General features: G+C 67.7%; 20 protein-coding genes. 6 read left to right on the top strand and 14 right to left on the bottom strand.

Going from position 1 to position 19,646, the window contains the following annotated elements:
* Nucleotides 1-79 precede the first annotated feature (79 nt).
* The 3 genes from KVT39_RS30495 to garD all read right to left on the bottom strand — a co-directional run bounded on the left by KVT39_RS30495 (nucleotide 80) and on the right by garD (nucleotide 2,777).
* A complete protein-coding gene (locus tag KVT39_RS30495; RefSeq protein WP_034181777.1) occupies nucleotides 80-535 on the bottom strand; it encodes an RbsD/FucU family protein in 456 nt (151 codons plus the stop codon).
* Nucleotides 536-612: 77 nt separating this feature from the next.
* Nucleotides 613-1,005 (bottom strand): nuclear transport factor 2 family protein, encoded by a 393-nt coding sequence (locus KVT39_RS30490; RefSeq protein ID WP_105391026.1) that lies wholly within the window; start codon nucleotides 1,003-1,005, stop codon nucleotides 613-615.
* Nucleotides 1,006-1,223: 218 nt separating this feature from the next.
* On the bottom strand, nucleotides 1,224-2,777 hold the full coding sequence (garD, locus tag KVT39_RS30485; protein WP_034181839.1) for a galactarate dehydratase: 1,554 nt from the start codon (nucleotides 2,775-2,777) through the stop codon (nucleotides 1,224-1,226).
* A 230-nt stretch (nucleotides 2,778-3,007) separates the two neighbouring features.
* Here garD and kdgD point away from each other — a divergent pair, with 230 nt between their 5' ends.
* Nucleotides 3,008-3,922, top strand: a complete 915-nt coding sequence (gene kdgD, locus KVT39_RS30480; protein ID WP_034181775.1) for a 5-dehydro-4-deoxyglucarate dehydratase — start codon at nucleotides 3,008-3,010, stop codon at nucleotides 3,920-3,922.
* A 200-nt stretch (nucleotides 3,923-4,122) separates the two neighbouring features.
* Here kdgD and KVT39_RS30475 read toward each other — a convergent pair whose 3' ends face one another.
* Complete coding sequence (locus KVT39_RS30475; RefSeq protein WP_034181774.1) at nucleotides 4,123-4,674, bottom strand: hypothetical protein; 552 nt, start codon at nucleotides 4,672-4,674, stop codon at nucleotides 4,123-4,125.
* Between the two features lie 262 nt (nucleotides 4,675-4,936).
* Here KVT39_RS30475 and KVT39_RS30470 point away from each other — a divergent pair, with 262 nt between their 5' ends.
* Both KVT39_RS30470 and KVT39_RS30465 read left to right on the top strand, forming a co-directional pair.
* A complete protein-coding gene (locus KVT39_RS30470) occupies nucleotides 4,937-5,134 on the top strand; it encodes a type II toxin-antitoxin system VapB family antitoxin (protein WP_072444647.1) in 198 nt (65 codons plus the stop codon).
* The gene (locus KVT39_RS30465; protein ID WP_217590872.1) at nucleotides 5,131-5,502 is read left to right on the top strand and encodes a type II toxin-antitoxin system VapC family toxin; all 372 of its coding nucleotides are present in this window, start codon (nucleotides 5,131-5,133) and stop codon (nucleotides 5,500-5,502) included. The genes KVT39_RS30470 and KVT39_RS30465 overlap by 4 nt, the downstream gene beginning before the upstream one ends.
* Before the next feature lie 133 nt (nucleotides 5,503-5,635).
* Here KVT39_RS30465 and KVT39_RS30460 read toward each other — a convergent pair whose 3' ends face one another.
* Nucleotides 5,636-7,213, bottom strand: a complete 1,578-nt coding sequence (locus tag KVT39_RS30460; RefSeq protein ID WP_217590871.1) for an aldehyde dehydrogenase (NADP(+)) — start codon at nucleotides 7,211-7,213, stop codon at nucleotides 5,636-5,638.
* A 251-nt stretch (nucleotides 7,214-7,464) separates the two neighbouring features.
* Between KVT39_RS30460 and KVT39_RS30455 the strand changes: the two genes are divergently transcribed.
* Complete coding sequence (locus tag KVT39_RS30455; RefSeq protein WP_034181771.1) at nucleotides 7,465-8,841, top strand: MFS transporter; 1,377 nt, start codon at nucleotides 7,465-7,467, stop codon at nucleotides 8,839-8,841.
* 74 nt (nucleotides 8,842-8,915) lie between these two features.
* Here the strand turns inward: KVT39_RS30455 and KVT39_RS30450 are convergent, their stop codons facing one another.
* Nucleotides 8,916-9,641 (bottom strand): site-2 protease family protein, encoded by a 726-nt coding sequence (locus KVT39_RS30450; protein WP_072444600.1) that lies wholly within the window; start codon nucleotides 9,639-9,641, stop codon nucleotides 8,916-8,918.
* Entirely contained in the window at nucleotides 9,638-10,591 is a 954-nt protein-coding gene (locus KVT39_RS30445) for a DUF2167 domain-containing protein (RefSeq protein WP_217590882.1), read from the bottom strand. The genes KVT39_RS30450 and KVT39_RS30445 overlap by 4 nt, the downstream gene beginning before the upstream one ends.
* Before the next feature lie 201 nt (nucleotides 10,592-10,792).
* On the opposite strand from KVT39_RS30445, the gene KVT39_RS30440 reads away from it, so the two are divergent.
* Entirely contained in the window at nucleotides 10,793-11,641 is an 849-nt protein-coding gene (locus KVT39_RS30440; protein ID WP_217590870.1) for a helix-turn-helix domain-containing protein, read from the top strand.
* Between the two features lie 6 nt (nucleotides 11,642-11,647).
* On the opposite strand, the gene KVT39_RS30435 is transcribed toward KVT39_RS30440, so the two are convergent.
* Nucleotides 11,648-12,274 (bottom strand): LysE family translocator, encoded by a 627-nt coding sequence (locus KVT39_RS30435; protein WP_105391032.1) that lies wholly within the window; start codon nucleotides 12,272-12,274, stop codon nucleotides 11,648-11,650.
* 189 nt (nucleotides 12,275-12,463) lie between these two features.
* Between KVT39_RS30435 and KVT39_RS30430 the strand changes: the two genes are divergently transcribed.
* Complete coding sequence (locus KVT39_RS30430) at nucleotides 12,464-12,928, top strand: Lrp/AsnC family transcriptional regulator (protein ID WP_217590869.1); 465 nt, start codon at nucleotides 12,464-12,466, stop codon at nucleotides 12,926-12,928.
* 176 nt (nucleotides 12,929-13,104) lie between these two features.
* On the opposite strand, the gene KVT39_RS30425 is transcribed toward KVT39_RS30430, so the two are convergent.
* Genes KVT39_RS30425 through KVT39_RS30400 form a run of 6 tightly spaced genes read right to left on the bottom strand, consistent with a single transcriptional unit; the run spans nucleotide 13,105 to nucleotide 19,337 of the window.
* The gene (locus KVT39_RS30425; protein ID WP_217590868.1) at nucleotides 13,105-14,316 is read right to left on the bottom strand and encodes an acyl-CoA dehydrogenase family protein; all 1,212 of its coding nucleotides are present in this window, start codon (nucleotides 14,314-14,316) and stop codon (nucleotides 13,105-13,107) included.
* The gene (locus KVT39_RS30420) at nucleotides 14,313-15,164 is read right to left on the bottom strand and encodes a hypothetical protein (RefSeq protein WP_034181765.1); all 852 of its coding nucleotides are present in this window, start codon (nucleotides 15,162-15,164) and stop codon (nucleotides 14,313-14,315) included. The genes KVT39_RS30425 and KVT39_RS30420 overlap by 4 nt, the downstream gene beginning before the upstream one ends.
* A 54-nt stretch (nucleotides 15,165-15,218) precedes the next feature.
* On the bottom strand, nucleotides 15,219-15,875 hold the full coding sequence (locus KVT39_RS30415) for a methionine ABC transporter permease (RefSeq protein ID WP_027781522.1): 657 nt from the start codon (nucleotides 15,873-15,875) through the stop codon (nucleotides 15,219-15,221).
* Nucleotides 15,868-17,043 (bottom strand): methionine ABC transporter ATP-binding protein, encoded by a 1,176-nt coding sequence (locus KVT39_RS30410; RefSeq protein ID WP_034181764.1) that lies wholly within the window; start codon nucleotides 17,041-17,043, stop codon nucleotides 15,868-15,870. Before KVT39_RS30410 ends, KVT39_RS30415 begins: the two co-directional genes overlap by 8 nt.
* An 18-nt stretch (nucleotides 17,044-17,061) precedes the next feature.
* Nucleotides 17,062-18,474 carry an LLM class flavin-dependent oxidoreductase gene (locus KVT39_RS30405; protein WP_105391107.1) on the bottom strand — a complete coding sequence of 471 codons (1,413 nt, stop codon included), beginning with the start codon at nucleotides 18,472-18,474 and terminating at the stop codon, nucleotides 17,062-17,064.
* 11 nt (nucleotides 18,475-18,485) lie between these two features.
* The gene (locus tag KVT39_RS30400; protein ID WP_111018977.1) at nucleotides 18,486-19,337 is read right to left on the bottom strand and encodes a MetQ/NlpA family ABC transporter substrate-binding protein; all 852 of its coding nucleotides are present in this window, start codon (nucleotides 19,335-19,337) and stop codon (nucleotides 18,486-18,488) included.
* Between the last annotated feature and the right edge of the window lie 309 nt (nucleotides 19,338-19,646).

The raw sequence follows: 19,646 nt of genomic DNA, 5'->3' as shown, positions 1-19,646 counted from the left end.
GTGTCCAAGAAAAAGGTTGTAGCAAATCTTTACACGGCAGCGGTCGCGCGGCCCGCTTGCGGCGGCACGAAAAAAGCGTTTAGCCCGCGTCGCTCAACAGCACGCCTTTCTTGAAGATGAAGCAGCCGTAACCGCGCAGTTCGCCGGTGACGATGACCGCATACGCCTGCTGCGCGCGCTCGTAGAACGCGAAACGCTCGACACCCGTGAGCGGCACCGCGCGCCCTTCCGCGCGGTCGATCTCGGCCTGCACCTCGCGCTGCACGGGCGGCACCGCAGCCGCGTCGCCGACGACTTCCATCCGCCATGCGGGCGTGTCGACGTACGTGTCGAGCGGCAGCACGGACAGCACCGCACGCGCGACGCGCGCCGAATCGGCGCCGTCGATCCGCAGCGCGCGGCCGACCACCGTGTGCTCCGCGACGGATTCCGCCGGAAAATTCGCGTCGCAGATCGCGATTTCGTCACCGTGGCCCATCGCGCGCAGCGTGTGCAGGATGTCGGCGTGCAGCAGCGGGTCGAGATTCTTCAGCATGTCGGCTTGTCTCCAGGATCGGGAATGAACGCATAAGTTACCCGATCCCTGTCGCCGCCGGGCAGGTATCGCTCGCTTCACGACGCCGCGACGGGCATTTCGTCGATGAAACCCGTGACCGAGGCGAGACGGCCCGACGCGTCGACGGTGCCGAAGTCCGAGCCCTTCACGATCGCCGCGCCGTCGGGCGACACGAGCGCCCACGAGAACCGCAGATGCTGGCCGAACGCGTCGACGTCGGTCGTGCGGCGGAAGCGGTATGCGGGAAAGCGCTCCTGCACGGCCGCGATCATCGTGTCGATGCCCGCGTGGCCGTCGCCGGCCATCAGCGGATCGCGATAGGTCGCATCGCTCGCGTAGGTTGCATCGATCAGCGCGCGGCGGCGCGCGACGTCGGGTTCGTTCCATGCGTCGAAGTAGCGGTCGATCAGGTCGGCTTGAGCAGACTGGGCGGATTGGGCGGTGTTCATTGCGAGGCTCCTTGTGTCGATGAGGGGACGATGTCGCGAACGTTTCGTGTCCGCGTGCAGCTATCGTCGCCGGCCTCGCGCGGGCGGTCGATTACGTGCGAGGTAAGGAATTCGTGCCGGCCGCGTGCGACACGCATGCGCCGCATCGCGAGCCCGCCGCCACAGCGAAAACGGGCGCCAGAAGGCGCCCGCATCGTCTGCCGTCACCACCGCGCGCGTCAGGTCACCGGCGCCGGATTGAACAGCGTCAGCGCATTCGCGAGCTTCCATTGCTCGGCCCACGTGCGGCGCTTGCCGCTCGCGACGTCGAGCATCAGCCGGAACAGTTCCCAGCCCACGTCCTCGATCGTGGCCGCGCCGGTCGCGATCTGCCCGGCGTCGAGATCCATCAGGTCGTGCCAGCGGCGCGCGAGATCGCTGCGCGTCGCGACCTTGATCACCGGCACCTGCGCGAGGCCGTACGGTGTGCCGCGGCCGGTCGTGAACACGTGCAGGTTCATCCCCGCCGCGAGCTGCAGCGTGCCGCAGATGAAGTCGCTCGCGGGCGTCGCAGCGTACAGCAGCCCCTTCTGCCGCGCGCGATCGCCCGGGCGCACGACGCCGGCGATCGGCGCGCTGCCCGACTTCACGATCGAACCCATCGCCTTCTCGACGATGTTCGACAGGCCGCCCTTCTTGTTGCCGGGCGTCGTGTTCGCGCTGCGGTCGACGCGGCCGCGCTGCAGGTAGCGGTCGTACCAGTCCATCTCGCGGATGATCTCGCGTGCAATATCCTCGTTCGCCGCGCGCGACGTGAGCTGCGCCACGCCGTCGCGCACTTCCGTCACCTCGGAGAACATGATCGTCGCGCCCGCGCGCACGAGCAGGTCGGCCGCGAAGCCGACGGCCGGGTTCGCGGTGAGCCCCGAGAACGCGTCGCTGCCGCCGCACTGCACGCCGACGACGAGATCCGACGCGGGGCACGTCTCGCGGCGGCGGCGGTTCAGCCGCTCGAGATGCGATTCGGCCATCGTCATGATCGAGTCGATCATCGAGTTGAAGCCGACGTGCGCGGCGTCCTGCAGGCACACGACACCGCCGTTATCGGTCGCGCCGTCGGCGGCCACCGGAATCGTGCCGGGCGGCAGCAGGCGCTCGGGCTGCAGCTTCTCGCAGCCGAGGCTCACGGTCATCACCTCGCCGCCGAAGTTCGGGTTCAGGCTGATGTTGCGCAGCGTGCGGATCGGGATGTCGGCGTCGGGCGCATCGATCGCGACGCCGCAGCCGTACGTATGCTCGAGCCCGACCACGTCGTCGACGTTCGGATAGCGCGGCAGCAGCTCGGCCTTGATCCGCTTCACCGCATGCTCGACGACGCCCGACACGCACTGCACGGTCGTCGTGATCGCGAGGATGTTGCGCGTGCCGACCGAGCCGTCGGCATTGCGGAAGCCCTCGAACGTATAGCCTTCGAGCGGCGCCATCGGCGGCGCGGCACGCGTCGCGAGCGGCAGGTCGTCGAGCCCCGGCGGCTCAGGCATGCGCATCGTGCGCTCATTGACCCAGCTGCCGCGCCGCAGGTCGGTCAGCGCATAGCCGATCACCACGTTGTAGCGGACGATCGGGTCGCCGGCCGCGAGGTCGGCCAACGCGACCTTGTGCCCCTGCGGCACGCCTTCGCGCAGCGTCAGCCCGTCGGCGAACGTCGCGCCTTCGCGCAGGCCGCCGTCGTTGACGACGATCGCGACGTTGTCGTCCGGATGCACGCGGATGTAGAGAGGGGAAGCAGTCATCGGAATTTCCTGGAAGCAACCGGTCATATCGTTAGTCATCATACGACATTCAACCCCAACCGGGGATTCTGCGTAAACCCTTATCCGGAAAGACCCTACTATCGACCGACCAGCAAACCGCTTGCGCCACCTTTCCCCGCGTTGTACGATGACATACAACGACATCGCCAATGTGGCCCGTATGCCGTTCCCGACGAACCCAGCACTCGCGCTAGACGGACGACCCAACCATGACTTCACCGCAAGAACTCAAACAAATCATTTCCCACGGCCTGCTGTCGTTTCCGTTGACCGACTTCGACGCCGACGGCAACTTCCGCCCGACCACCTATGCCGAGCGCCTCGAATGGCTGGCGCCGTATGGCGCGAGCGCGCTGTTCGCGGCCGGCGGCACCGGTGAATTCTTCTCGCTCACGCAGCGCGAATATTCGGACGTGATCCGCGTCGCGACGGAAACCTGCAAGGGCAAGGTGCCGATCCTCGCCGGCGCGGGCGGCGCGACACGCGTCGCGATCGAATATGCGCAGGAAGCCGAACGCCTCGGCGCGAGCGGCGTGCTGCTGATGCCGCATTACCTGACCGAAGCGAGCCAGGAAGGGATCGCCGACCACGTCGAGCAGGTGTGCCGCGCGCTGAAGATCGGCGTCGTGGTGTACAACCGCGCGAATTCGAAGCTGAACGCCGACATGCTCGAGCGCCTCGCCGACCGTTGCCCGAACCTCATCGGCTTCAAGGACGGCGTCGGCGAAATCGAAAGCATGGTCACGATCCGCCGCCGCCTCGGCGACCGGTTCGCGTACCTCGGCGGCCTGCCGACGGCCGAAGTCTATGCGGCCGCGTACAAGGCGCTCGGCGTGCCGGTGTACTCGTCGGCCGTGTTCAACTTCATCCCGAAGACGGCGATGGAATTCTACGAAGCGATCGCGAAGGACGACCACGCGACGGTCGGCCGCCTGATCGACGATTTCTTCCTGCCGTACCTGAAGATCCGCAATCGCCGCGCGGGTTATGCGGTCAGCATCGTGAAGGCGGGCGCGAAGCTCGTCGGCCACGACGCGGGCCCCGTGCGCGCGCCGCTCGTCGACCTCACCGACGAAGAAGCGGCGGAACTCGACGTGCTGATCAGGAAGATGGGCCCGCAGTAAGCGGGCGTGGCCGGCGTGGCGCCTTTTGTCGGCGCCTCGGCCGGCTCGCCGTTACGCAGTGCGCAACGTTTTTGTGTCGCGGCCGGTTTGACCCCTGCCGCGGCCGTTTGTATCGGTAATCGTGCACGCATCCGCCGCGATGCGTGCTGGCCCCGCCGCTCCGTCCAACGCCGCCATGCTTCGCGGGTCGGCCGTCGCCGTCACATCTGCGCGATGATCCCGACGATCCGGTAGCGCACGTTCCCCAGCTTGACCCGCGTTGCTTCGATCTGGTCCTGCGCGCCCGTACGCGCACGCGCCTTCGATTCGCCGTCGAGGATCTGCCCGAGCACGTCGCGATCGACGACCGCGTCGAAGAACCGGCCGACCGTGATCGTCGCCGACTGCTTCGCGGTCGCGAGCTGGCTGTTCGCCTGCGTCAACGCTTCGGCGCGCAGGCCCTGGTCGCGTTCGTCGATGCTGCGCCGGTACTGGAGCGCGAACACGAGCGCTTCCATGTCCTGCCGGAAACGTCGGACGGCCTGCCCGAACATGAGCGAATGCGCGTCGGCGCCCGTGACGAGCCGCCCCTGGTTGATCGTCAGGTCGAATTCGCTGCCGCCCAGGTCGCGCTGGAATTCCAGCAACGCATTCGCGAGCACGCGCCCTTCGCTGTATTGGCCGATCTGGGTGCGCACGGATTTCGCGACGTCGCCGATCGCTTTCCACAATCCGGCCGCGAACAGGTGATCGCCACGCTTGTTGATGTTCATCGGAGGGTTCCCTCGTTGTCTTTTGTCGGTCTCTCAGGCTCGCCCGCGGACCAGGTGGTCCGGGGCTTCGCTACTGTAGGAGAAATTCCGGCGACGCGGAAGACGGCAAGATCGACGACAGTCTGGCGCACCCGGTGCCGCCGCCCGCCTGCCCCCGTGCCGCACCGGCACGACGCCCGGTCAACCCCTCCGTCAGCGCAAGGCATCACATTCGACATCAATTGATGACATAATTGATGCATCATTTTTTCGGAAGTCGATCATGCGCACCACCTTATCCCTGGACGACGCCCTGCTCGCCAAAGCGCAGCAGTTGACCGGCGTCACCGAAAAGTCGGCGCTGGTAAGAGAAGCACTGCGCGCGCTGATTGCCCGCGAAAGCGCACGACGGCTGGCTCGTCTCGGCGGCACCGAACCCGATCTCGAACCCGTGCCGCGCCGCCCGTCGGAGCCAGCATGATTCTTGTCGACACGTCCGTCTGGATCGATCACCTGCGAGCCGGCGATGCAGCGCTCACTACGCTGCTCGAAGCCGAGCGGGTATTGATCCATCCGTTCGTCGTCGGCGAGCTTTCGCTCGTCAGCCTGCGCGATCGCCAGACCGTGCTGGACGCGCTGCGCGACCTCCCCGCTGCCACCTCGGCAACCGACGACGAAGTTCAACGCATGATCGACGTCGTGCCGCTTCACGGACTCGGCATCGGTTACGTCGACGCGCACCTGCTCGCTTCAGTCAGACTGACCAGCGGCAGCAAGCTGTGGACACGCGACCGGCGCCTGCTGGCCGCAGCCGACCGCCTGCAGCTCGCCGCTCACCCCGCCCACTGACCCGACGAGATCGACGGCACGAACACCCGTCATGCAAAAAGGCGGAAGCGGCCCACCGGCCACTTCCGCCTTTCTGTTTCTCTGCCCCGGCGCACCAACCACCGGGTATCGTGCCCTCAATCGATCAGGCCCGTCACTCCGCCTTCCCGTCCCGCAGGCGCGGAATCGCGAGCGGATTGCTTTCCTGCAACCCTTCGGGCAGCAGGTCGTCCGGGAAGTCCTGGTAGCACACGGGCCGCAGGAAGCGCTCGATCGCCGTCGCGCCGACCGACGTGACGGCCGGGTTCGACGTCGCGGGGAACGGGCCGCCGTGCACCATCGCATCGCACACCTCGACGCCGGTCGGGTAACCGTTGACGAGCAGGCGTCCGGCCTTGCGTTCGAGGATCGGCAGCAGCCGGCGCGCGAGCGGCTTGTCGTCGGCGTCCATCTGCAGCGTGGCCGTGAGCTGGCCTTCGAGCGCGTCGAGCACGCACGCGACTTCGTCGAGATCGCGGCAGCGCACGATCAGCGACGCCGGCCCGAACACCTCGTGGCTGAACGCCGGCTCGGCCAGGAACGCCTGCGCGCCGACTTCGTACAGCGCGCCGCCCGCCTGGCATTCCGTTTGCGCGGCCTCGCCCGCGCCGATTTCGCGCACGCCCGGCAGTTCGGCCAGCTTGCCGCGGCCGTTGCGATACGCATCGGCGATGCCGCGCGTGAGCATCACGCCGGCCGGCTTCTTCGCGAGCGCCTGCGCGGCGACGGCTTCGAAGCGGTCGAGGTCGGGGCCGTCGATCGCGAGTACGAGGCCGGGGTTCGTACAGAACTGGCCGACGCCGAGCGTCAGCGAATCGACGAAGCCCGTCGCGATCGCGTCGCCGCGCGCGGCGAGCGCGGCCGGGAACAGCACGACGGGGTTGATGCTGCTCATTTCCGCGTAGACGGGAATCGGCTGCGGGCGCGCGTTCGCGAGCTGCACGAGCGCCATGCCGCCCTGCCGCGAACCGGTGAACCCGACGGCCTGGATCGCCGGATGGCTGACGAGCGCCGCTCCGGTCACGCGGCCGGGGCCGATCAGCAGCGAGAACACGCCGGCCGGCATCCCGCATTTCGCAACGGCGGCGCGGATCGCGCGGCCGACCAGCTCGGACGTGCCGAGGTGCGCTTCGTGCGCCTTCACGATCACCGGGCAGCCGGCCGCGAGCGCCGACGCGGTATCGCCGCCGGCCACCGAGAACGCGAGCGGGAAATTGCTCGCGCCGAACACGGCGACGGGCCCGAGCCCGACCTTCTGCAGCCGCAGGTCCGCGCGTGGCAGCGGCGTGCGCGCGGGCTGCGCGGGATCGATCGACGCGGCGAGGAAGCGCCCGTCGCGCACGACGCGCGCGAACAGCCGGAGCTGGCCGACGGTGCGGCCGCGCTCGCCCTGCAGCCGCGCGACGGGCAGGCCCGTTTCGGCGTGCGCGCGCTCGATCAGTGCGTCGCCGAGCGCGACGATTTCATCCGCGATCGCGTCGAGAAACGCCGCGCGGGCCGCGAGCGGCCGCGCGCGGTACGCATCGAACGCGTCGCGCGCGAGTTCGCACGCGCGGTCGACGTCGGCCTGCGTCGCGACGCCGAACGCCGGCGCATCGATTTGTGCGCCCTTCGTCGGGTCGAACGCGTGCAAGGGTCCGGCCGAGCCGGCCACCGCTTCGGCGCCGATCAGCATCTCTCCTGTCAGTTGCATGGGGTGTGCTCCGTGGTTCGGGAATAGATTGTCCATTGTAGCTCAACAGATACGATGTCTGCCGACGTCAATTCATCGTTCGCGCCGACTTCCAGCCGTCCCATGGCGCACCTGAAATCCTCTTCCAGTCAACCTTATCACGGCATTCTCACTATCTGGCATCACTCGTCAAAGGGAAAACCCGAGGTTTCTGCATCCGGGCATTGCCCATAAACTTCCGCCCATGTCATACGACGACGTACTACATTAACATGCCCAATCAGACCACCCCTCGCGATCTCCCGGTCGACCTCGCGCGCACCGCGCGCCGGACTGCCGTGCGCTACTGGATCCTGGCGATGCTGTTCGTCGTCACGACGCTCAACTACGCGGACCGCGCGACGCTGTCGATTACCGGTACGCCGATCCGCAAGGCGTTCGGCATCGATCCGGTGACGATGGGCTACATCTTCTCGGCGTTCAGCTGGGCGTACGTGCTCGCGCAACTGCCGAGCGGCTGGCTGCTCGACCGCTTCGGCGCGCGGCGCGTGTATGCGGCGAGCATCTTCCTGTGGTCGGCGTTCACGCTGCTGCAGAGCACGATCGGCCTCGGCGGCAGCGCCGCGTTCGCCGTCGCCGCGCTGTTCGCGATGCGCTTCGCGGTCGGCATCGCCGAAGCGCCCGCGTTCCCCGCCAATGCGAAGGTCGTCGCGAGCTGGTTTCCGACCGCCGAGCGCGGCACCGCGTCGGCGATCTTCAACGCCGCGCAGTATTTCGCGGCCGTGGTGTTCTCGCCGCTGATGGCGTGGCTCACGCATGCGTACGGCTGGCACCACGTGTACCTGTGGCTCGGCCTCGCTGGCATTGCGCTTGCGTTCCTGTGGCTGCGCGTGATGAAGGATCCGGCCGACCATCCGGCCGTGAACCGCGCGGAGCTCGACCATATCGAGCAGGGCGGCGGCCTCGTGCGATCGAAGTCGCGCGGCACCGGTCCGGCGTCCGAAGGCAGCCGCGTCGCCGGCTGGTATTACGTGCGCCAGCTTCTGTCGAACCGGATGCTGATCGGCGTGTATCTCGGCCAGTACTGCGTGAACGTGCTCACGTACTTCTTCCTCACGTGGTTCCCGATCTACCTCGTGCAGGCGCGCGGCATGTCGCTGCTGAAGGCCGGTTTCATGACGTCGCTGCCCGCGATCTGCGGGTTTCTCGGCGGCGTGCTCGGCGGAATGCTGTCGGACGCGCTGATCCGCCGCGGCGTGTCGCTGACGCTCGCGCGCAAGATCCCGATCGTCGGCGGGATGCTGCTGTCGATGGTCATCATCGGCTGCAATTACGTCGACAGCGAAGCGCTCGTGATCGTGCTGATGGCCGTGTCGTTCTTCGGCAAGGGGATCGGCTCGCTCGGCTGGGCCGTGGTCGCGGATACCGCGCCGAAGGAAGCGATCGGCCTGTCGGGCAGCCTGTTCAACATGTTCGGCAACACGGCCGGCATCGTCGCGCCGATCGCGATCGGCTATCTCGTCGGCGCGAGCGGCTCGTTCAACGGCGCGCTCGTGTTCGTCGGGCTGAACGCGCTCGTCACCGTGTTCAGCTATCTCGTGATCGTGAAGGACATCAAGCGTGTCGAGCTGCGCCATCGCGACGCGTGAGCTTCGGCGGAAAATTTCGGCGGAAATGGATGGAAGACGACGGCGGCCGCGTAACAGCGGCCGCCGTTCTTGCATCAGGTCGCGGAATGCACGACGCGCAGCATGTCGTGCACGCCGGACGTCATCAGCGCGAGGAACGCGAGCAGGCCGACGTAGCAGAGCGCGTACGTCGTCTTCGTCTCGATCGACGTTGCGTAGTACACACGGTTCTCCGGCGCATCGGGATCGTAGCGCCACGCGCGCTTCAGCTGCGGCAGCGCGAGGATCGCCATCACGATCAGCAGCGGGCTCGGGCGATACACGAACAGCGCGATCAGCACCGGCACGCCCGCGAACCAGATGCGCGGCGACAGCACCGCGGTGATCCGCCCGCCGTCGAACGGCGACAGCGGAATCATGTTGAACAGGTTCAGGAAGAAGCCCGTGTACGACAGCGCGAGCAGCAGGTTGCTGTCGTAGTGGCGTGCAGCCGCGTAGCAGGCCAGCGCGCCGAGCGTGCCGACGAACGGCCCGGCGAGCCCGACATACGCTTCGGTTTCCGCGTCGTGCGGCATCTCCTTCAGCTGGATCCATGCGCCGACGAACGGGATGAACGTCGGCAGCCCGACGTCGAGCCCGCGCCGCTGCGCGGCCAGGTAGTGGCCGGCCTCGTGCACCAGCAGCAGCGCGACGAAACCGGCCGCGAACCGCCAGCCGTAGAACAGCGCGTAGACCGCGATCGACGCCAGCATGGTGCCCGCCGAAACGAGCACCTTGCCGAGCTTGAGGCCGCCGAAGATCAGCAGCAACAGCTTCGTCATTCCTTGCGCTCCGCGCCGGATACGTCGGAAGCATCGGCGACGGCCGGCACCGCGGCCGGCTTCGGCTTGCGCCCGAAGAAGCGCTTCAGCGCCGCGCCGCCGGCCAGCAGCGCGACCGCGCCGATCTTGAAGAACTTCACCGCGAACGCGCCGATCAGCGCGAGCAGGCCGAGCTTCTTCGCGCCGACGCCGACGATCAGCGCCGCGAGGCCGTATTCGGCGACATGGTCGGTCGACTTGTTGAAATCGGCATAGCGCTTGCCGTCGTTGAAGCTGATGTTCGACAGCAGGCCGTCGGCCGACGCCTTGTACTTCGGCAGGTCGGCCAGCGTCGACGCCATCGTCAGCGACAGGTAGCCGTCGCGGCCGAGCACGAGCGTCCGGTAGTTCACGCCGTCGTTCGCGGCATTCGGGGCCGCACCCTTGTCACGGATGATCGCGGACCACACGAGCCGGTGCGTGGCCGCGTCGTACGCGGGCGCTTTTGCCCAGCCGACCACCTCGGTTTCGGGCAGGCCGCGTTCCTTGCGTGCCGGGTTGTTTTCCTCCGTGCCGGTCTGCAGGTTCTTCAGCAGTTCGTCGGGCTTCCAGTCCTTCGCGTCGTCGTCGCGGATGTAGCCGCTCGGCTCGAACGACACGACCGAAATCCAGTCGGCGTCGGGATCGTCGGGCAGCACGAGGCCGACCAGCTTCGATTCGTCGATCGAGTTGCCCATCGAACGCAGGTAGCGGCCGGCTTCGGCGGCCGGCACGAACGACTCGCCGGCCTTCAGCTTCAGCACGGCTTCGTGCTTCACGTCGATGTCGGCCGGCCCTTTGACGACGGCCTCGTTGGCGGCCGCGGCGGCGGCCCTCATTTCCACCTGCGCAGCTTCGGTCTGCGCATGGCCGCTGGTCGCGGCGAGTGCGAGCGTCGCCACGCAGGCGAGCCGGACGGCAAGCTTTTTCATTTTCATTGTTGGATTCCCCTGGAATGCCTTGTTGTAAACGTGCGCGGAACCGGCCCATGCGTTGTTGTCGCGGGTCCGGAATCGCCTCTCAGGTGGCACGGAGGCTATGGTAACGCAGCGCCGGGGGCGCCCGGGGGAACGGCGCGATGCTTACGTCGCAGGTAATGCCCAACGTGCGCGGGATTGCCTATCATCTGCTGCATGAACCCGACCGCCGCCCTCCATTCGCCCTCCCCGTCCGCCGGCCGCGCGTCCGGCATCGGCCCGCTGCTGCGCACGTGGCGCCAGCGCCGGCGCCTGAGCCAGATGGCGCTCGCGCTCGACGCGGAAGTCTCCGCGCGCCACCTGAGCTTCGTCGAATCGGGCCGCGCACAGCCGAGCCGCGAGATGGTGCTGCATCTCGCGGAGCGGCTCGACGTGCCGCTGCGCGAACGCAATGCGCTACTGGTTGCGGCCGGCTTTGCGCCGCTGTTTCGCGAGCGACCGTTCTCGGATCCGCAGCTGGATGCCGCACGCCATGCGGTCGAGGCCGTGCTGCGCGGCCATGAGCCATACCCGGCGCTAGCGGTCGACCGCCACTGGACGCTGCTCGCCGCGAACCGGATGCTCGGCGCGCTGGTCGCGCAGGCCGATCCGTCGCTGCTGCAGCCGCCCGTCAACGTGCTGCGGCTGAGCCTGCATCCGGACGGCCTCGCGTCGCAGATCGTCAACTGGCATGAATGGCGCGCGCACATCCTGCATCGGCTGCAGCGGCAGATCGATGCGAGCGGCGACCGCACGCTGCATGCGCTGCGCGACGAGCTCGCCGCGTATCCGGCGCCGGCCGGCCAGCGCGACGACACGCACGCGCGCACCGACTTCGCGGATATTGCCGTGCCGCTGCGGCTGCGCACCGCGGGCGGCGAGCTGACGTTCTTCAGTACGACGACGGTGTTCGGCACGCCGGTCGACGTGACGCTGTCGGAACTCGCGATCGAGGCGTTCTTTCCGGCGAATCCGGAAACGGTGGACGCGATGCGGAAGCTGGCGGACGCGTTGGCAGCGCAATGATCGCCCTCAGCGGCGCTCAAATGCCAGCTTTACACCCAGCGCCAACAGGACCACACCGCTGAAGCGGTGCATGCGGGTCAGGATGCGCGGATTGCGGCGAATCGACGCCGACAGCAGGCCGGCGAACAGCGCGACCGGCCCCTTGACGAGAAACGTCAGGCCGGCAAACGTCGCACCCAGCACGAACAGCGACAGCATCGGATGCGCGGCGCCCGCGGAGACGAACTGCGGCAGGAACGCCAGATAGAAGAGCGCGACCTTCGGATTCGACACGTTGGACAGCGCGCCTTGCGCGAACGTGCGCAGCCGCGATTCCGGCGCACCACGGCTGCTTGCGAGCGCCAGCTCGCCCGACGAACGCAGCAGCGTGATGCCGAGGTACAGCAGGTACAGCGCGCCGATCACTTTCAGCGCAGTGAACAGCCATTCGGATGCCTGAAGAAGTGCGCCCAGCCCCAGCGTCGCGAGCATCGTGTGCATGAGCAGCCCGACGCTGACGCCCGCCGCGGTCAGGAGGCCCGCGCGCATGCCGCCGGACAGCGTGCGCGACATCACGAGAACCATGTCCTGGCCCGGCGTGACGATGATCAGAAGGGACGTGGCGATGAACGGCAGCCAGGATACGTGCAGCATGGGAGATCTCCTGAAGGGGATTGCCGGGGGACGGGAATCGCGCGCGCCGTGTGCGACGCCAGCGCGTTGCATAGGCCGGCCGGACGTCAGATTATCGGTGCCTTCCGGTGGAGATTGGATGCGTATTTGGCTACTTCGAATACTGAATTTGGAGCTATTCTCTAATATTCACATTCACGATAGTCAAAAATGTCAACCAAGCTGGACGCGATCGACCGGCGCATTCTGCGTGCGTTGCAACAGAATTCGAACCAGACGAATGCCGAACTCGCGCAACAGGCCGGACTCTCGGCCACGCCCTGCCTGCGTCGCGTTCACCTGCTCGAGGAGCAGGGCGTCATCGACGCCTATGTCGCGCTGCTGAACCCCGTCGCCGTCGACCTGAGGTTTACAGCGTTCGTGCGCGTCACGCTGGAGCGCCAGGACAAGACGACGGTCGAGCGCTTCGCGCGCGAAATGGAGCAAGCGCCCGAAGTACTCGAATGTCATCTGATGGCCGGCAGCTACGACTACCTGCTGCGCGTCATCGCCCGGAATCTCGATGACTATCAACGCTTCCAGATGGAAACGCTCACGCAGATCGAAGGCGTACGCAACGTCGAAACCGAGATTCCGCTGAAGCGCATCAAGCAGACGGTCCGCCTGCCGATCTAGGCATCCAGAAACGTGACGGCCTGCCACTGCGCTTCGCGGTGCCGCCGATGCACCGGTTCGGCACCCACCGAAGGCGGCAGCGGCATTGCGCATGTCAGCCGATAGAACATTGGCCTACGCCCCCGTGCCGCCGGAAGGCCGCGCTTCCGTCGAGCAATGACGGAGCACGCGCTCACTTACGTATAGAGTGACGCCGGCGGCAATTCTCCCTTCAGCGCAAACCGGCCAACGTCACGCAGCCGATAGTCGAGCGGATCGTGCAGCGTATGTGTGCGCGCGTTCCGCCAGAAACGGTCGAGGCCGAGCGACGCAGCCGTCGCACGCGCGCCGCATGCGTCGAACAGCGCCTCGCCGTTGTCGAGCGCCGCGCGCTGCGCGACGATCTTCGCGTCCGATACCGCGAGCGCCACCTCCGCTCGCTCATCCGACGTCAGCGCATCGTGCCGCGCCCACGCGTGCTGCAACGCGCCGGCCGCGCGATCGGCCAGCGCCGCTGCGGCAACGGCCCGCACGCGCATGTCGCCGAAGCGCTGCAGCGTGTACGGATCGTCGCTCGCCTGCGCGGCGTCCGAGTGAATCCACGGCCGGCCATGCTTCAGCACATAGTCGCGCGCTTCCGTCAGCGCGCCTTCCGCAAGCCCGACGAACAGATTCGTCAGCACGAGCTGCGACACGAGCGTGCGCAGCGTCGCGCGCGGCGTCGGCGGCGTCTCGGAACGGTGCAGCACCTCGTCCGGCGCGAGCGTCACGCCGTCGAAGCGCACGCTGCCGCTGTCGGTCTGGCGCTGGCCGATCGGGTCCCAGTCGTCGTTGACCGCGATCCCCGGGCGATCGGTCGGCACCACGCCGAACACGGTGCGGCCGGTTTCCGGATCGTGCGCGGACACCGTCATCCGCTGCGAACCGCGCGTGCCCGAACAGAAGCCCTTCACGCCGTCGAGCCGGTAGCCGCAGTCCGGCGTCGCGGTCGCAACGAGGCGCGTGTCGAGCGGATTGACCGCATTGCCCCACCACCAGCGCTGCTCGACCGTGCCGCGCAGATAACGTTCGCGCTGCCCGGCGCTGCCCCATACGTCGACGCTCACCACCTGCAGGCACTGGAACCCGACGAGATGCGCGAGCGCACTGTCGACGCGCGCGATCTGTCGGATCGCGTCGTAGATCGCGGGCCACGCGGCTTCCTGCCCGCCGAACGCGCGCGGCACCGCGAGCGTCAGCAGGCCCGCGTCGGCGAGCCACTGTTTCTCCTGCGCCGCGTGACCGCCCGCGCGGTCACGTGCGGCGGCGGTTGCACGCAGTGCGTCGATAACGCGTGCAAGTGCGTCCCGATCGATTGCTGACACATCCGTTGCCGCGGCGAGCGTCGCCGGGCCGCGTGGATCGTTCATGCGACGGCTTCCTGTTCCTGGGTCGAGACGGCGTCCGACAACGGCACGAGTTTCCCGAGTTCGCGCCTGCCGGTCAACCGCGACAGGATCTCGCGCCGCCAGTCGTCGTAGATCGCGCGGTATTCAGCGATATCCGCGCCGAACACATGCGCGGTATGCGCGTACTCGTCGTGCAGATAACCGTCGAGCCGAGCCTGCGTTTCCTCGTCGGCCTCGATCACGCGATCGATCAGCGCGTCGCGTTCCGCCGCCGGCAGCGCGGCGAGCTTGTCGAACCACCACTGGACGATCTGCACGCGATGCCACTCCTCGTCCGGCCGGATCCGGTTCTCGCCGTGCTCGCGCATCGCGCCGTCGCCGATGCGGCCGGTCTTGCGCTGGATCCACAGCTTCGCGAGGATGTGCAGCTCGTAATGCCATTCGAACGCGAGAAAACCCGCCACGTCGCGCACCGCGATATCGCCGATGCGCGCCCAGTGCGCGGCGACGAGCCGGTCGACTTCCGGCAGCGGATCGCGCCCCGTCAGTTCGGTCACGCGCTCGCGGCCGATCACCGCATGCGCGCCATCGTCGCCGAGCTGGCGCGACAGGATCAGCTGGAAATGCGGATCGTCGCGGAACAGCGTATCGATCGCCTTCGCGACGACCTGCACGATGAACAGGTCGTGCGACGCCATCTTCGTGTAGTAGTCGGCGACGGCGGCCAGTTCGTCCGCGTTGGACGGCTCGCGCGGCGGCGTGGCCAGCTTGGTCGGGAAGCCGGGACGATGGCGTCGCGCCACGTCGAGAAACAGCGCTTCCTCGAATTCTCCGTTCCATTCGCGCGGCGCGCCGATGGGCAAGGTCATAGGTATTGTTCTCTCAGGATCATGAATGAAGCGAGCGAGTGCTTGTGGCACTGCTCAGGTACGCCGGGTCACGCGTCGGACCAGGCGGTCGCCCGTGATTTGCACGGCCGAAACGAGTGCGATCAGGATCACGATCACGGTCGCCATGACGGTGGTGTCGAAACGCTGGTAGCCGTAGCGGATCGCGAGATCGCCGAGCCCGCCCGCGCCGACGGCGCCCGCCATCGCGGTCGAGCCGATCAGCGCGACGACGGTGATCGTGAAGCCGCCGAGCATGCCGGGCAGCGCCTCGGGCAGCAGCACGTGCCACACGATGTGGCGGCGCTTCGCGCCCATCGCGAGCGCGGCCTCGATCAGCCCGCGATCGACTTCGCGCAGGCTCACCTCGGCGATCCGCGCGAAGAACGGGATCGCGGCGATCGACAGCGGCACGACGGCCGCCCATACGCCGATCGTCGTGCCGATCAGCACGCGCGTGAACGGCAGCAGCGCGACGAGCAGGATGATGAACGGCGTCGAGCGGAACACGTTGACGAGCGCGCCGAGCACCGCGTTCACGCCGCGCCGCGCGTAGATGCCGCCGGGCGCGGTCGTCACGAGGATCACCGCGAGCGGGATGCCGATCAGCGCCGCGATCGCGGCCGATGCGGCGACCATCGACAGCGTGTCGCGGATCGCGTCGAGCAGTTCGGGCCACCAGAGTTCAAACATAGCCGAGCACCTCCGCGTGATTCGCATGGCGGCGTGCACGCTCGAGCAACGCGGCAACCGCGCCGCGCGCAGACTGTGCGCCCGCATCGTTCGCGCCGGGCGAAGCCGCGATCACGAGCCGCCCCTGCGCATGCCCCTGAATCCGCTCGATCCCGCCGTGCAGGAAACGCACGGAGCCGCCGAGCGCCGCCGCGAGCGCGCCGACGTCCGGCTCGCCGCCGCTCTCGCCCGTATAACGAACGTCGAGCACGACCTGCGCGCCGTCCGGCAACGCGGCCTGCTCGGGCAGCGGCTGCACGCGCGCGGCCAGTTCGGCCGGCAGGTCGTGCACCAGCGTGCTGAGCAGCGCGCGCGTCGCGCCGTGGCGCGGATCGCCGAACACGCGCCATACCGGGCCCGTTTCGACGACTTCGCCCTGTTCGATCACCGCGACCGTGTCGCACACCGCGCGGATCACTTCCATCTCGTGCGTGATCAGCACGATCGTCAGCCCGAGGCGGCGGTTGATGTCGGCGAGCAGCGCGAGGATCGACTGCGTCGTCTCGGGGTCGAGCGCCGACGTCGCCTCGTCGCACAACAGCACCTCAGGATCGTGCACGAGCGCGCGCGCAATGCCGACCCGCTGCTTCTGCCCGCCCGACAGGCTCGCCGGATACGCGTCGCGTTTCGCGGTCAGCCCGACGAGTTCGAGCAGCGCGTCGACCTTGCGCACGCGCTCGGCCTTCGGCACGCCGGCGATCTTCAGCGGCAGCGCGACGTTCTCGAATACCGTCTTCGCGGACAGCAGGTTGAAATGCTGGAACACCATGCCGGTGCGGCGGCGCAGTGCGACGAGGCCGTCCTCGTCGAGCGCGCCGACGTCGACGCCCTGCACGCGCACGCGGCCCGAGCTCGGCCGTTCGAGGCCGTTCAGGAGCCGCAGCAGCGTCGACTTCCCCGCGCCGCTGCGGCCGATGATCCCGAACACCTCGCCGCGCCGCACGTCGAGCGTCACGTCGCGCAGCGCGGCGGCCTGGCCGCGCGGCGTCGCGAACACCTTGCCGACCTGCTCCAGCGACACGGCAACGCCGCCAGCCTGAGCGGCCGCCACGTCATGCGTCGTCGAAGCAGCGCCGGCGCGCGCGGCCGATGCGTCGATGAAACCCAGCGTATCGAACAATTGCGTCATCGCTTCGCTCCGTCACGTTCAGGCATGCGCGGGATGCGCGGGTTCGGCCGCGGCGGCCGGCCGATGCTGCGCGCCGGTATGCCACGCAGGCAGGCGCGCGCCCGCGCCGAACAGTTTCTCGCGCAGCGTCGGTGCGGGATCGTAGTCTTCCTTGTAGACGCCGCGGTTCTGCAGCTCGGGCACGACCCAGTCGACGAAATCCTCGAACGACTCGGGCATCACGGTGCGTGTCAGGTTGAAGCCGTCGATGCCGGTCTCGTCGATCCACGACTGCAGCTCGTCCGCAACCTGCGACGGCGAACCGACGATCGGCGCGTAGCGACCGCCGAGCGACATCTGTTCGAGCATCCGGCGCACGGTCCACGTGCCGGTCGTGCTCTTGCGCGAGATCGCGTCGACGGCCGACTGGATCGAATCGGTCTTCACGTACGAGATCGGTTCGTCGAGGCCGTACTTCGCAAAGTCGATGCCGGTCGAGCTCGCGAAATGCGCGAGGCCGGCTTCGGGGCTCGCGTAGCGCCGGTATTCGTCGAATTTCTCGCGCGCGAGCCGCTCGGTTTCGGCCGTCACGACGCTCACGCCCGCGAAGATCCGGATCGACGCCGGATCGCGCCCCTGCCGCGCGGCGGCCGCGCGGATGTCGAGTGCGGCCGCGCGCGCGGCGGCCTTGCTCTGCCCGTTCACGAACACGCATTCCGCGTGCCGGCCCGCGAACTCGACGCCGCGCGCGGACGAACCGGCCTGGTACAGCACCGGCGTGCGCTGCAGCGACGGCTCGCTCAGGTGGATCGCGTCGACCGAATAGAACGGCCCGTCGTGCTTCACGCGCCGCACCTTGCCCGGCTGCGCGAACACGCGTGCCTGTGCATCGCGGATCACCGCGTCGTCGTCCCAGCTCTGTTCCCACAGCTTGTAGACGACGTCCATGTAGTCGTCCGCGCGCTCGTAGCGGTCGTCGTGGCCGATCTGCTGCGCGAGGCCCATCCCGCGCGCGGCGCTGTCGAGATAACCGGTGACGATGTTCCAGCCGACGCGCCCCTTCGTCAGGTGATCGAGCGTCGACATGCGGCGCGCGAACAGGTAAGGCGGCTCGTAGGTCAGGTTCGCGGTCACGCCGAAGCCGAGATGGCGCGTGACCTGCGCCATCGCGGGCACGAGCAGCAGCGGATCGTTGACGGGCACCTGCACCGATTCGCGCAGCGCGGCGTCGGGGCCGCCGCCGAACACGTCGTACACGCCGACGATGTCCGCGAGAAAGATCCCGTCGAACTTGCCGCGCTCGAGCGTCTTCGCGAGATCGGCCCAGTAGTCGAGATCGGTGTAGTGCGCGGAGCGATCGCGCGGATGCGTCCACAACCCGTGATTGATGTGCCCGACGCAGTTCATGTTGAATGCGTTGAGCAGGATCTTCTTCCGGTTCGCCGTCGTCATGTCAGCCTCCGTCACCACGCGATCGCGTACAGCGAGCCGAACGCGTTGTCGAGCGCCTTGCGCACGGCCGGCGAGTGCTGGTAGATCGCGATGAACTTGCGGATGCGCGGGTCGTTCACGCTGTCGGGCCGCACGACCCACTGGATCGCGAAGATCTTGTTCTCGGTGCCGTCGAACAGCAGCGCGCTGTTCGGGTCGGTCGTGCCGGCGAGCTTGATGAAGCTCGGGTAGCCCTGCGCGAGATCGACGTCGTCGAGCGAACGCGCGAGCTGCGACGCTTCGAGCGGGATGATCTTCAGGTGCTTCGGGTTGGACACGATGTCGTGCGTCGTCGCGCGATAGTCGGCGCCCGGCTTCAGCGTGATCAGCCCCGCGCGCTGCAGCAGCAACAGTCCGCGCCCGCCGTTCACCGGATCGTTCGCGATCGCGACGCGCGCGCCGTCCTTCAACTCGGCAAAGCTTTTCACCTTCTTCGAATAGAGGCCGATCTTCATGATCGTGCCGGGTGCGATCGACACGAAGTTGTAGCCGCCCTGTTTGTTCGCGTTCTCGAGAAACGGGATGTGCTGGAAGTAGTTGACGTCGATGTCCTTGTTCGCGAGCGCCGCGTTCGGCGTATTCCAGTCGGTGAACTCGACGATCTTCACGTCGAGCCCCTGCGCCTTCGCCTCCTTCGCGGCGATCTTCAGCGCTTCGATCTGCGGGCTGGTCGAGATGCCGACCTTCAGCGGCGCGGTGTCGGCGCGCGCGCCGTTCAGCAGCCCGACGCCGAACAACCCGGCGAGCAGCGCGGCCGCCAGCAGGCGGGCCGGCCGCGCGAAGCGGCCGGAGGAAAAGCGGGCGGAAAAAACGGCATGCAGCATGGAAACCACTCTCCTGTCCAAAGACGGTATCGACGGATGAGCGACGCCGCGGCGAACGCGCGGGCGTTCTCCGGACAGTCGTCGTCGCATCGGAAAAGGATCAGCCGATGATAGAGAGCGGCGGAGGGGCGGTCTACGAAGCGATTGTGCGAAGAAAATCGCGCGCGGCGATATGGCGCGAGATCGGGCGCGGCCGGGTGCCTGGCCGGCCATCCGGCCGAAATCTCGGCCTGCCCGCCGCGCGAATTCCGAAATCTCGGAACGGCCTTCGCATCATTCTTTCCGCAGACGATACAAATCTCTTATGAA

Source organism: Burkholderia sp. GbtcB21 (genome assembly GCF_019091065.1).
In the GTDB taxonomy this organism is placed as follows: Bacteria; Pseudomonadota; Gammaproteobacteria; order Burkholderiales; family Burkholderiaceae; genus Burkholderia; species Burkholderia pyrrocinia_C.
The sequence above is the reverse complement of the archived record's forward strand: the minus strand, read 5'-3'. Positions and strand labels throughout refer to the sequence as shown.

Bases quoted from the DNA above. Each gene is read 5' to 3' on its own strand.
- KVT39_RS30495 (WP_034181777.1), bottom strand. From the start codon at position 535: ATGCTGAAGAATCTCGACCCGCTGCTGCACGCCGACATCCTGCACACG.
- KVT39_RS30490 (WP_105391026.1), bottom strand. From the start codon at position 1,005: ATGAACACCGCCCAATCCGCCCAGTCTGCTCAAGCCGACCTGATCGAC.
- garD (WP_034181839.1), bottom strand. From the start codon at position 2,777: ATGACTGCTTCCCCTCTCTACATCCGCGTGCATCCGGACGACAACGTC.
- kdgD (WP_034181775.1), top strand. From the start codon at position 3,008: ATGACTTCACCGCAAGAACTCAAACAAATCATTTCCCACGGCCTGCTG.
- KVT39_RS30475 (WP_034181774.1), bottom strand. From the start codon at position 4,674: ATGAACATCAACAAGCGTGGCGATCACCTGTTCGCGGCCGGATTGTGG.
- KVT39_RS30470 (WP_072444647.1), top strand. From the start codon at position 4,937: ATGCGCACCACCTTATCCCTGGACGACGCCCTGCTCGCCAAAGCGCAG.
- KVT39_RS30465 (WP_217590872.1), top strand. From the start codon at position 5,131: ATGATTCTTGTCGACACGTCCGTCTGGATCGATCACCTGCGAGCCGGC.
- KVT39_RS30460 (WP_217590871.1), bottom strand. From the start codon at position 7,213: ATGCAACTGACAGGAGAGATGCTGATCGGCGCCGAAGCGGTGGCCGGC.
- KVT39_RS30455 (WP_034181771.1), top strand. From the start codon at position 7,465: ATGCCCAATCAGACCACCCCTCGCGATCTCCCGGTCGACCTCGCGCGC.
- KVT39_RS30450 (WP_072444600.1), bottom strand. From the start codon at position 9,641: ATGACGAAGCTGTTGCTGCTGATCTTCGGCGGCCTCAAGCTCGGCAAG.
- KVT39_RS30445 (WP_217590882.1), bottom strand. From the start codon at position 10,591: ATGAAAAAGCTTGCCGTCCGGCTCGCCTGCGTGGCGACGCTCGCACTC.
- KVT39_RS30440 (WP_217590870.1), top strand. From the start codon at position 10,793: ATGAACCCGACCGCCGCCCTCCATTCGCCCTCCCCGTCCGCCGGCCGC.
- KVT39_RS30435 (WP_105391032.1), bottom strand. From the start codon at position 12,274: ATGCTGCACGTATCCTGGCTGCCGTTCATCGCCACGTCCCTTCTGATC.
- KVT39_RS30430 (WP_217590869.1), top strand. From the start codon at position 12,464: ATGTCAACCAAGCTGGACGCGATCGACCGGCGCATTCTGCGTGCGTTG.
- KVT39_RS30425 (WP_217590868.1), bottom strand. From the start codon at position 14,316: ATGAACGATCCACGCGGCCCGGCGACGCTCGCCGCGGCAACGGATGTG.
- KVT39_RS30420 (WP_034181765.1), bottom strand. From the start codon at position 15,164: ATGACCTTGCCCATCGGCGCGCCGCGCGAATGGAACGGAGAATTCGAG.
- KVT39_RS30415 (WP_027781522.1), bottom strand. From the start codon at position 15,875: ATGTTTGAACTCTGGTGGCCCGAACTGCTCGACGCGATCCGCGACACG.
- KVT39_RS30410 (WP_034181764.1), bottom strand. From the start codon at position 17,043: ATGACGCAATTGTTCGATACGCTGGGTTTCATCGACGCATCGGCCGCG.
- KVT39_RS30405 (WP_105391107.1), bottom strand. From the start codon at position 18,474: ATGACGACGGCGAACCGGAAGAAGATCCTGCTCAACGCATTCAACATG.
- KVT39_RS30400 (WP_111018977.1), bottom strand. From the start codon at position 19,337: ATGCTGCATGCCGTTTTTTCCGCCCGCTTTTCCTCCGGCCGCTTCGCG.